Annotated in this window: 10 protein-coding genes and 1 pseudogene; 3 read left to right on the top strand and 8 right to left on the bottom strand. The window is 49.7% G+C overall.

Going from position 1 to position 11,351, the window contains the following annotated elements:
• From ACFSB2_RS03805 to ACFSB2_RS03795, 3 genes are all read left to right on the top strand, one after another.
• Positions 1-216 (top strand): hypothetical protein (locus tag ACFSB2_RS03805; RefSeq protein WP_377941383.1); only part of this gene is annotated, 216 nt, incomplete at its 5' end.
• A 170-nt stretch (positions 217-386) separates the two neighbouring features.
• Positions 387-863, top strand: coding sequence for a M41 family metallopeptidase (locus ACFSB2_RS03800; protein WP_377941382.1), 477 nt, complete (start codon positions 387-389; stop codon positions 861-863).
• Positions 864-994: 131 nt separating this feature from the next.
• Positions 995-1,831 (top strand): aldo/keto reductase, encoded by an 837-nt coding sequence (locus ACFSB2_RS03795; RefSeq protein ID WP_377941381.1) that lies wholly within the window; start codon positions 995-997, stop codon positions 1,829-1,831.
• A gap of 88 nt (positions 1,832-1,919) precedes the next feature.
• On the opposite strand, the gene ACFSB2_RS03790 is transcribed toward ACFSB2_RS03795, so the two are convergent.
• The 8 genes and pseudogenes from ACFSB2_RS03790 to ACFSB2_RS03755 form a co-directional block, all read right to left on the bottom strand.
• Entirely contained in the window at positions 1,920-2,678 is a 759-nt protein-coding gene (locus tag ACFSB2_RS03790; protein ID WP_377941380.1) for a glycoside hydrolase family 12 protein, read from the bottom strand.
• Positions 2,679-2,880: 202 nt separating this feature from the next.
• Positions 2,881-3,204, bottom strand: a complete 324-nt coding sequence (locus tag ACFSB2_RS03785; RefSeq protein ID WP_377941379.1) for a cupin domain-containing protein — start codon at positions 3,202-3,204, stop codon at positions 2,881-2,883.
• A gap of 56 nt (positions 3,205-3,260) precedes the next feature.
• Positions 3,261-4,286, bottom strand: a complete 1,026-nt coding sequence (locus ACFSB2_RS03780; protein ID WP_377941378.1) for a LacI family DNA-binding transcriptional regulator — start codon at positions 4,284-4,286, stop codon at positions 3,261-3,263.
• 203 nt (positions 4,287-4,489) lie between these two features.
• Positions 4,490-6,316 (bottom strand): hypothetical protein, encoded by a 1,827-nt coding sequence (locus ACFSB2_RS03775; RefSeq protein ID WP_377941377.1) that lies wholly within the window; start codon positions 6,314-6,316, stop codon positions 4,490-4,492.
• Between the two features lie 22 nt (positions 6,317-6,338).
• Positions 6,339-7,526: pseudogene (locus tag ACFSB2_RS03770) on the bottom strand (glycoside hydrolase family 88 protein).
• A gap of 103 nt (positions 7,527-7,629) precedes the next feature.
• Entirely contained in the window at positions 7,630-8,532 is a 903-nt protein-coding gene (locus ACFSB2_RS03765) for a carbohydrate ABC transporter permease (protein ID WP_377941376.1), read from the bottom strand.
• A 16-nt stretch (positions 8,533-8,548) separates the two neighbouring features.
• Complete coding sequence (locus ACFSB2_RS03760; RefSeq protein ID WP_377941375.1) at positions 8,549-9,511, bottom strand: ABC transporter permease; 963 nt, start codon at positions 9,509-9,511, stop codon at positions 8,549-8,551.
• 113 nt (positions 9,512-9,624) lie between these two features.
• A complete protein-coding gene (locus ACFSB2_RS03755; protein WP_377941374.1) occupies positions 9,625-11,295 on the bottom strand; it encodes an extracellular solute-binding protein in 1,671 nt (556 codons plus the stop codon).
• Positions 11,296-11,351 lie beyond the last annotated feature (56 nt).

Here is an 11,351-nt window from a genome sequence, read left to right as displayed (position 1 = left end):
CGTCAAAACCAAAATCTAGATAACTTTATCCAGACCAACTTGTCCTCATTGTGGGATAATGACCAGACGTCTACCGCAGGCGTTTTTGGAAACAACTGGGCAGGTCCAGCTCCGTCGGCTTCGTCTGTTGACCTTACGGATGAGCTGAGCGCAGTGATGTCACTCACTCACATGGCGACGTACCAGCATCGACCAATTCTGGCGTTACTTCCTTAGACAAGTCCGTGGTTCCTGTCAAATGAATGTCATTTTAGCTTCAAGGGCAACCGAGTTGTTCGTAAGTTTGTAACGAGGACAGCCGTGCGTTTATTGGTGACCAAAATGAAGCTGTGGTTCTTACCTTTTCAAGGTATATAGGTCTTTCAAGAAAGCGTGCCCCAAGCCGTTTGGCTCGGGCAGCGGAAGAGGAGTTCCTGGGAAAGAAATTAAACGGCGTCACCTCTGACCTGCAGCAGGCGACTGAGATAGCCGGCGCGTACCTTGGCCTGGTGGGAATGGGCGATGAGTTGTTCAGTTGGCTTGCGATAGGCTCGCGGATAGATGGGCTTAAGGCGCTTCGGCCCAAAATCAATGAGCTGTTGAAGGACCAGATGGCTCAAGTAAAGCAACTGCTACAGGAACATGCTGAATTCGTCCACAAGATTGCGAATCAGTTGTTGAAGCAGGGAGATCTGACTGGCGAGGAAGTTGAACAGATTTATGTGCGACTGTATGGCCGAAACCGTCCAGAACCATATGAGATAAAGCAGCAAGCCTTTGGCGTTTCGCATGCAGCAAAGGCAACGGAAAACGAAGAAGAGTCCGACGAGGATTCCGAACACAACCCGTTGGTTGAGTTGTCTACATCATTTGAAAACCAATAAGAAACACAATTGTGGACCTGGGAACGACCCTATTATGACCATAAAGGAGAACATGGAAATGGCGCTTCCAAAACGAGTTCCTGTATGATGATGGAGAGAACAGAACACGCAAGCGTCTGAGGAGGAGAATGATGGTAGCAACCCACATTGCGGATTACACTGTGCTGAACAACGGCATGAAAATGCCCTGGTTCGGGCTTGGTGTTTGGCAAGGAGAGCCCAAAGATGGGCCCGAAGTGGAGCACTCGATCCGCATAGCAATTGAAGCTGGTTATCGCCATATTGACACAGCGGCGGGTTATGAGAACGAAGTCGGCGTTGGCAATGCCGTGCGCGCCTCCAGCATTCCCCGTGAAGAGATTTTCATTACGTCGAAGGTCAGGAACAGCGACCAAGGGTACGATTCCACGCTCCGCGCGTTTGAAGAGAGCTTTCAAAAGCTCGGGTTGGATTATATTGATCTGTATCTGATCCATTGGCCGGTCAAAGGCAAATACAAGGATACGTGGCGCGCGCTTGAGCAAGTTTATCGCGACGGGCGCGTGAAAGCGATTGGCGTCAGCAACTTCCAGATTCATCATCTCGAAGATTTACTCGCCAACGCCAATGTTGTTCCAACGGTGAACCAAATAGAGTTGCATCCTCTTCTTACACAGGTCAAGGTACGCGACTACTGCCGGAGCAAAGGCATCCAGGTTGAGGCGTGGAGTCCGTTGATGCAAGGGCATCTAGACCATCCGGTGCTCACGAACCTTGCGGTCAAGTACAAACGGACGGTTGCACAACTCGTGCTGCGCTGGGATTTGCAGCATGAGATTGTGACGATTCCAAAGTCTGCCCGGGAGGTTCGGATTCGCGAGAATGCGGACGTCTTCAATTTTGAACTTTCGGACGACGACATGGCGGCCATAGACAGTTTGAATCAGGATAAGCGATTTGGCGCCGATCCCGACAATTTCGACTTCTGAATAGCCCTATAGATGCCGCCGTGGGCGTAAGCGCATGGCGGCATTTGTCAGTATTTGTGCATCTGTGAGCCCCTTAAGACATTATTGACTATTTGAAACCCTGCCGCAAATTTAGCCCGTGCATCGTGAACGTGTCCGTCTTTCCGTCGGTAGAACAGATTTCCCAACCAAAGTTAAACTGAGTCATGTAACTACTTGTGGCGATGTAATTGTTTGAAGTTAGCCAGTCAAGAGCGGCTAAGATATTCACCTCGCCGTGGGTCTCATTCTTGTTTAACACGAAGGAATAGGTGTTTCCGCTCTTGTAGACGGTCGATTTCTTGCCAGTGAGATCTGCCGTGCCGATAACACTCCCCGCCGGAGTCTGCCCCTGGTTATCCACCCAAATCATGACCTCGATACCATAATTGTCTAACCAAATATCATAGGCTGCTTCAGCGTCGAACCCATTTGTGCTCAGGTTTCCAGTTGGCATCGTCTCGTTAAAGTGAGATACCATGTGGGTGATATCGGAGATTTCCTGTTCTCCTGACGTATTGTTGTAGTTGTACTGAGCTGATTCATATGCTTCGACCGCACAGCCATTGGTAGCACAAGTAGCCTGATTGGCGACGACTTTCCAATCTGAATGGCTGTTGGCGTAGAGCGTGTAACTGTTGGGTGGCATGGCTGGATCATTCCAGGGATTATTGTACTCGTCCCAGCCAGGATCATTCTGGAAGCTAATCGTCTGGAAGGCTGCAGCGGTGCCGCTCCATGTTTGTGTTGGCAGTGGTGCTGCTTGAGCGATTGAAGGCAGCGCAAGCATTGGCAGAACAGAGAGCATAGAGAGAAACTTCTTCTTCATTTTGCATCCCCCTGATGAATCAATTGGGTTGACCGTGAAAGTGCAACTCTGCATTAAACCAAATTTTGCACTACAAAACTCTATTTTTTGATACGGGACTTTATGTTTCAATATGCAACTTCATTTTCCGTGATCAGCAGATGCCACACAAAACAATACGAATGTGGACGAGATGCGGCGTGATCGAGCACATCCTGTAGAATTATGGATGTCGGTTGAGCAAATCATCGCGCAAAGGCGTGAAACAATCCAACAACATGCCCTTTTCCAATGCTTTTACACCATGCACTGCATGACAGGGGATATGCAGGTTTTCCCCCTTGCCAATCACGTGTTTTTCGCCATCAATGACGAACTCGAAGCGCCCTTCCAGACAAAGCGTCATTTGTTCATGTGGATGCGCGTGTTGATAACCTTCTGCGCCTGCTTCGAAGCGCACCATCATCATCATCAACGATTGACCCGGCGGCAAAATTTTGCGCTGCACACCTGGTTCGGCGTTTTCCCATACACCCTGCTCACTCATCGTATCTCCCCCTACGCATTAACAAAACAATCACGGTTACCCACATTCCCCAACTTTTATTTAAGCGTTGTAGAACCACGGACATGTAGCTTTGAAGGCAGTTCAATCACCTTCGCCTTGGCTTTTGAACCATTGATGCGCGCAATCACGCGTTTAGCGGCTTCCAGTCCCACCTGATAAGATGGCTGTTCAATCGCTGAGATGCCCGGCGGAACCAAAGTGGCCCACTCCCAGTCATCGTAGCCGCATACACCGATGTCATCGGGCATCTTCAAACCAAGTTCGACAATGCCCCGGACGACAGCGAGCAACACGACGCCATTGACTGCAAAAATCGCCCGTGTATGTCCTTGCGTCTGCCCTATGAAAGCCTGTATCGATTCAATCACGGCTCGTGAATTGTTTGTGTCAATCTCATACACATATGGTGCGTCACCTGGCTCATATTCATAAAAATCCAAATAGGCTTCATGGCGGATTCGTCGTGAACTGTTTGCGCCCATCGCTTGCGTGAAAAATGCGACATGCTCGAACCCCGACTCCGTCATGTGATTGAGCGTATCCCGTGTCATGCCGTAGTTATTATTGGTGATGGTATCAAACTCCAAGTGTTCCATCGCCCTGTCCGCCAAGACAATGGGTGTGCCTTGACTTCCCAGTTGGGACAATAAATCGTCGTTTTTACCTGTTGTATTCACAATCAAACCTTCGACCATTTCGCCGCCGACCAAAGACTCCAGATACTCACGTTCCTTGCTTGGATCTTCATCGGTGTTGGTTGTGATGATTTGATACCCTCGTTCGTTGCAAAAGTCGCCAATTCCTTTGACCAAAATGGAGGAAAACGGACTGGTGATGTCCGCCACGACGACGCCAATCAAACCACTCTTATTTGATTTCAAACTTCTAGCAAAATTATTTGGCCGATAATTCAGTTCATCCACGACATGCTGAATTCGTTTTTTAGTCTCCTCAGACATGTATTCATATTTTCCATTTAAAAAGCGGGAAATGGTGGTTTTTGATACTTCCGATTTGCTGGCGACCATATCAATCGTTGGTTTTCTAGGTTTGGGTGTCATGTTCTCCCTCACATACTTTCTTTATTTACATTGGTGAATCAGTTTAGAAACCGATTCACATTTTAGTGTAGCAAATCATCATGTCGAATGACATCTATATCCCTCACTTTTGTTTTGAATCTAAAAACAAGTTAGCTGATTTCGACGCCATCCTCGCTCACGCGAATGATGCTGCTGGCGCAAGACACATGGCGGATGGCAGTCTACATTTGAATCGCAGCAGTGCATTCTTTCCAGAGCCGTTCTGCGGTGACAAGCGCTCCCCGGTGCAAATGCAAGACGTATGCCGTCTCCTTTTGGCTGGTGCGATAATACGCCTTGCCCAAGGCGCCATTGCGAAACAGTACGGCCTCACTGCACTGAAAATCAACGGCCGCTTTATCCAGACAAAGCACACTCATGTGATCCTCGCCCATGGACACATCGACGCGTTTGCCGCTCACCTGAATGTCTGTATCATGCTGCCCATCAGACAAAAAGAGTGGAATCTCTTCCACTATGTAGTCGATGCACCCTTTGATTTTATCGGACACTACGATGATTTCCGGGGTGACCGTCAGACGGCGACGAACGAGGAATGCGCCATTCAGTGTGCCGCGATATTCGATATCCAGGCAAATTTTTTCTTCACTTTGCGCATGAACATCTACGCGCAAAGCGACATCGTCCGCCCGAGTCAAATCAGCCATGCGCATAGAAGGCGAAGCACCCGTTCTCCCCCATGCAGGCGCATAAGCGATGGCCTGCCCAGCTTTCTTCGGCGCTCCATCAGACGGACCAAGCACAGATGACACACCAGCGCGTTGAATGCGCAAAATGCCTGTCGGGTTGTAAATGGGCTCACCTAGCGTTTGTAGTTGTACATAATGGCCACCGACATTGACAACCAATTTGTGAAAGAATGGTTCAATCCAGACACAGAACCCGCCGGTTTCTGCTGGGCAGGGCGCTTCCGGCACCGATTCATCCGCATGGTGATAAGCCAGAGCCAAGAGATAGGCGGTCAACAGATTGTACTGTGAATGAAAGGTGTATGGCTCATATCCTGCGCGGTTCCTCGGATTTGCATGGTTTTTCACCACATTCAATTCACCCGAAGCGCGAACCCAGCGACAGATTGAGCGCGCGGACAAATGCGCCGCGCGCTTAAACGCCCCTGCGATGCGCATATCACCGCATTTGGCGTAATGATGCGCAGCGATCTCAAATTGAAAAGCCTGTTGCGCCTCGTTCCATTGGTGCTGTGCGCTGCGCCCGCCTGTCGGCATCTCCCCCGCAGGACTTTGCAAAAACAAAGACGTCAACGTCCCCCGCCGCAAGCATTCGGCCAGTTGATCCCGCAGTTGTCCCTTGTAACCATGAAGGAGCATGAGCAAAAAGTAGTTGCGCGAAAACATGTCGTAGGCCATCGGGCCGTTGGGATCGACATACATGCCGTATGCCGTCAGCAGTTCCATGTGCGGTTCCAACGTTTCATCGATGGTTTCTTGGCAAACCTGAGGGCCGAGCCCGGCGCTGCTGCGCAACCATTCGCCCGCCAGCGCGACAATGCCCCAATTGTTCACCGAAGGTTTGTAGACACTGCCCCAGTCAATCTGCTGAAATTTGCTTTCCCATGTGCGCAATCTAGTTGCTGGGACATGGTCTTTCAACTGTTCAAAAGCAAACACCAGCATTGTCGTGTAAAAGTTGCTGTGCCCATCTGCGGTGCTTTGGTTCGCCATGTCGTAGAGCGACGCTTCGAGCGCTTTTGCCGCGCTATCCAACAGCCATGGTTCTTTCTTTTGGCAATACAGCAGCGCCGCCGCGGCAGCATAAGCCGGTGTAGCGTATTGTGTCTCCCGATGCACGAATGGATCGACAATTCGACCATCATCACCTGCATGCTGCGCAAAATAGTGGACAATGCCGTAGATGAGTTCCAAATACGTGTGACGATTGACACCGATGTCGTCGATGTGTTGGGACGCATCCTGTTTCAGAAAAAAATCGTGTACCGTCTTCTCCAGAGGATATGGATCTGCCAGCAATGTTTTTCCCTCATTCCATCTATCACCAGTATAATTGCCAGTCTTTGTTGAGGCGCACAAGCGCCTCAAAATAATAATAGTCTCCCCAGATACAACATTCATCCACGCCATTTTGCTGTGGCTTGCCATACACGGCATGTAATAAAACACCGTTGGAGCGTGGATCTCGTTTCGCCGTGTAATTGTCCGTGAGCGACTTTAGAATATGAAGCGCCGCATTCTCATAGACACTTTTATATGTGTTCATCAGTGGTAGATGTTTCGCCATTTCCAACATCGCGCAGACAGCAATGGCAGCCGCAGAACTATCGCGCTCCTCGTCGCCTTCTGTAAAGTCCAAATCCCACTAGCAGACATCGTCCGCAGGCAATCTGTTCAGAAAATAATTCGTCACTTTTTGGCTCAAATCCAACAACGTTTCGTCATGCGTATATATGTAGCTGAGTGGAAAGCCATACATGGCCCAAGCTTGGCCGCGGGCCCAGCACGATCCGTCCGTGTGCCCCTGCGCTGTTTTGCCGTAGCGCGGCTCACCCGTTTCCACGTCCATGTAGAACGTGTGGTAACTTGAAGCATCCTCCCGGATCAGATAGCGCGCCGACTGCTGGACATGGCAATGGGCAATTTGGCCATACGTCGGATCATCTTTGGTTTCCCCAGCCCAGTACAACAGTGGCAGATTCATACAACAGTCGATGATCATGCGGCCGCGCTGTTCTGGATCATTCAAATCACCCCACGCTTGAATGATCCCGGCTTTGGCAAAATAGCGCTCAATCAGAAGATCAGCAGCCTTCAGCGCCTGCTCTCGCGCCTGCTCGTTGCCCGTCAACTTATACGCGGCCACGCACGAAAGGGAGTATAGGAAACCCAAATCATGTGTTTGCGTATGTCTTCTGTCATTTAGCCGCGCTTGGTAGCTCGCCAACTGCCCCTCCGCAACTCGCCGATACTTGTCATTCCCCGTCACCTCGTAGGCAAGCCATAACATCCCTGTCCAGAATGATGAAGTCCATTCTGTATTGCCAATCGGATAATAGATGTTCCCTTTACTCGCCGGCGGCGGAAATTGCGTCTCGAACGTGTCCAAATTTCCGTCTATCTGCGCCAACACGTAGCTGATTGCGTTTTCACAATCCACTTTGGTGAACAGCGGTCTATCCCCGTACTTTGCGATATGTTTTATTCCTTCATCATTTACCCGGCACATGCGCAACCCCTCCCTCATTCTACTTCCAGGCCGCCATTGTGAAGATACCAACATCATCTAGACTCGATTCCGTACAGCAGGCGTGAAGAGAGCCACCGACTACTCACTCCTTCACCGAACCAATCATCACACCTTTGACAAAATACTTCTGGGCAAACGGATACAACAGCAATACAGGCACGCTGGCCACGACAATCAGAGAGTACTGCAACAGCGTTTTCATGTCTTGGAATATTTTCAGTTGTTCTGGTGAAAGCGTCATGGAGGTCATGGAGACATTGTTGAGAATCAAAATCTCTCTTAATACCAATTGTAACGGATAGAGACTTTGTGAATTCAAGAAAATCAACGCGTTGAAATACGAGTTCCACTGGGCGACCACGGACCACAGTACCAATACGGCGATGATCGGTTTTGACAAGGGCAGCACAATGCGCAGCAGAAAGTTGAGATCACTGCAGCCATCCAATTCTGCCGCCTCGTATAAATCGTCTGGAATTGTGGATTGAAAAAAGGTCTTTGCCACAATGACGGAAAACACGCTCAAAGCCCCCGGAATGATCATGGACAGGCGGGTGTTTAACAAACCCAGCGATTTGACGAGCAAATAAAACGGAATCAGACCACCGCTGAACATCATGGCAAACAACAGTGCCCAGACAAAGATCTGGCGGCCGTAAAAGTCCTTTTTGGAGAGTGGATACGCCATCATGATGGTCAGTACGACACTTAAGATGGTGCCTGCAATCGTGTAAATCAGCGAGTTGAGATAGCCCGTCCACACCTCAGGATAGTGAAAAACCGCCACATACCCGTACAACGTCGGTTTCACCGGCCACAGCCAAACCTTCCCTGCGATAACTGCCGAAGCAGAGCTAAAAGACGAACTAAACACATAGATGAGTGGATAGGCCACGATGATCATGATGATGACCAGAAAGGTGTATACACCAATCAAGAAAATGCGATCCCCAATGGTCTCCCGCACGCCAACCGATGCTTTCATGCTGATGTCTCCCCTTTCAAAACAGACTGGTCTCCGATACTCTTCTGGCGACAAAGTTGACAATCAGGATGAGAATGAAGCCAATCGCCGAATTCATCAAACCGACTGCTGCCGCAAAACTGAAGTTTGCATCGACCAACCCCATTTTGTAGGTATAGGTGGAGATGATTTCAGACGCGCCTAAGTTCAACGAATTTTGCAGTAGAAAGGCTTTTTCAAATCCAACACCCAATATCCCGCCAACCGCGAGAATAAAGAGGATGATGATGGTCGGACGGATAGCGGTGAGATCGATATGCCAAATTTTCTGCAACCGGGACGCGCCGTCGATTCTGGCTGCTTCGTATAATTCCGGATTTACATTTGACAGCGCTGCTAAATAAATGACTGCGCCGTAACCAGTCTCTTGCCAGACGCCCGACCAGACGTAGAGGGAAGAAAACGCTTTGGAACTCCCTAAAATATTGGGAACGTTATGAATCCCAAACACTTGGGCAATTTGCCCCAAAAGCCCTGCCGATGGGGAGAGAATGATTTCCATGATGCCGACCATCACGACAGTGGAAATAAAATACGGCGCATAGGTGAACATCTGCACAGTACGCTTAAAGCGCTCATGCTTGACCTCGTTGAGGGCGAGCGCCAGGATGACCGCTGCTGGCGTACCGACCAACAAGGAGTAAATGCTGATGGTCAGTGTATTGCGAATCACTGGCCAGAAATAAGGCGAGTGATAGAAAAAAGAAAACTCCTGCATGCCAATCCACGGACTGTGCCAAATCCCCTGCACAGGGTTGTAGTTGCGAAACGCAATCTGGGCGCCTGTCATCGGGATATAATTGAAAATCACCAGGAAGGCCGTTGGCACCGCAATGACCAGATACAATTGCCAATGTCGCTTGATTCGTTTCCATGGTCTTTTGACTTTCGTTTTTTTCGATACTTGCGACTGTGTCGCCATGGCCATATCTGAACTCAAGTTGATTTCCCCCCTTGAATTGTGTTCACACGCAGTGGTCGCTTGCGCAGAAGCGGATGACCTTGGGGACGCGGCTAAATCCAAAGCGTCATCCGCCTGCGGCAGTGACTCGTTTATTTTTTGATCAGCGATTCCAGGAATTTCTCATCCGCCGGATCTTTCTTGTATGCGCTGGTGTCAAATGGTTTCCCCATCGCATCCTGGGACATCTTCACATATTGCTGTAACCCAAGGTGATTGAGCCCTTGCACATAAGTGTTCCAATCCTTGTCAAGCGACTTGCTGCCGTCGATGAACGAGGTCGTCCACTGCTGCAAAAAGTTGTTGATGTTTGTGGAGTAAACTGAATATTGTTGATTCTCACTGGACGGAATCCAGACAGCGCTCGGGTATACGTACTTTGGCTGATGTCCTGCGTATGACTCCTGGGAAAACAGCTGCAGCGTGCTCCACAAGCCCGCATCCGTGAACGGCGGCGCAGCCACCATCCCATCGCGCGACACCTCCGCATTGTCATAAGGCCCCATTTGATACCAACTGACGTTTTGCTGCGCGCCTGCTGTGACAAACGCCGCTGTACCTGCTGCTGTCATGTTATACAACGCTTGCGTGCCCATCAGCCCAAGCTGACCTTTTTTCGCCTTTGTCCAATACTTGCCCTCCGGACCGTAGTTCAGCATCTGTGTGCCATCTGGTGTCCAGATGAAGTTCAACAGCTTCATCACCTTGATTTCCTGCGCTTGAGACGCTTTGTTGGTGATGGCAAACACGTCGCTTCCTGGCTGCGGCGGGCTGAATCCTGCGTATTGCACCCCGTTTGGCCCCTTCAGCGGTGGAACTGGGCGCCAAGGCCCAAACCCGGTTTGCGCGAAATTCGCAATGGCATGGGAGATATCTCCTTCTGGCACCATGCCGACCTTGTTCTGCCCCACTTCCCGCTCGACGACGCTCTCTTGTTGGCTAAACGCCTGGTGATCCAGCAAATTTTGCGCATAGAGGTTGTGGATATATGCCAGGCCTTGTTTCCACTTTTCTTGTGTCGGCGCAAAATACATCTTGCCGCTGTTGTCGATGTCGAAATTGGCGTCATATATAAACGCATTCATCAAGAAATTGGTTGGATTGCCGTTCCAACCATCTGTATCCCCTGTCATTGGGATGATGCCGTGCTGCTTGAAGACCTGTAATACATGGGTGAGTTGCGCCGTTGTCGTCGGCATCTGCAAGTCGTATTTCTTTAACAGATCTGTGTTGACCCACATGATGTTCGAATACGAGCAGAAGAAACAGTAATTATAACTAGGAAGCGCATAGATCTTGCCATCTGGCGCGAAGACCTCTTGTTTCAAGCCCGGTGTCGTTTGAATCGCCTTCCAGAGATTCGGTGCGTATTTTTTGATCAAATCATTTAAAGGAACAAAGATCCCTTCCTGCGAATACTTCAACACATCTGAGTTCGAAAGGGACCCTGCCATAAACACGTCTGGATAATTGCCGCTCGCCAGAAGAAGCGACTGTTTGGTCTGGATATCGCTCGAAGGCACTGTGTCCCATTGAATCTTCATGTCGAACTTTTTCTCCACATATTTCGTAAACCAGTTCGTGTTCAGGTTTTCTACGCTGGCAGCCGGAGAAGCAAACATCGTGATGGGCGCAGCGCTCGACGACGAATTCGATGATGACGATGAATTGGACGATCCGCTGCTGCAGGCCGTCGTGCCGAACAGCAAAACTGACGCAATACCAGTAGACAACGCAATTTTCTGATAAGATCTCTTGTGCATCGTTTTCGTACCCCCCGGTAACTTTTCCACTGCACGGTATACTGACGAATGCAAAT

This window comes from Alicyclobacillus fodiniaquatilis (assembly GCF_042678105.1).
GTDB lineage: Bacteria > Bacillota > Bacilli > Alicyclobacillales > Alicyclobacillaceae > Alicyclobacillus > Alicyclobacillus fodiniaquatilis.
The sequence above is the reverse complement of the archived record's forward strand: the minus strand, read 5'-3'. Positions and strand labels throughout refer to the sequence as shown.

Coding starts and splice junctions, on each gene's coding strand:
- ACFSB2_RS03795 (WP_377941381.1), top strand. CDS start 995: ATGGTAGCAACCCACATTGCGGATTACACTGTGCTGAACAACGGCATG.
- ACFSB2_RS03790 (WP_377941380.1), bottom strand. CDS start 2,678: ATGAAGAAGAAGTTTCTCTCTATGCTCTCTGTTCTGCCAATGCTTGCG.
- ACFSB2_RS03785 (WP_377941379.1), bottom strand. CDS start 3,204: ATGAGTGAGCAGGGTGTATGGGAAAACGCCGAACCAGGTGTGCAGCGC.
- ACFSB2_RS03780 (WP_377941378.1), bottom strand. CDS start 4,286: ATGACACCCAAACCTAGAAAACCAACGATTGATATGGTCGCCAGCAAA.
- ACFSB2_RS03765 (WP_377941376.1), bottom strand. CDS start 8,532: ATGAAAGCATCGGTTGGCGTGCGGGAGACCATTGGGGATCGCATTTTC.
- ACFSB2_RS03755 (WP_377941374.1), bottom strand. CDS start 11,295: ATGCACAAGAGATCTTATCAGAAAATTGCGTTGTCTACTGGTATTGCG.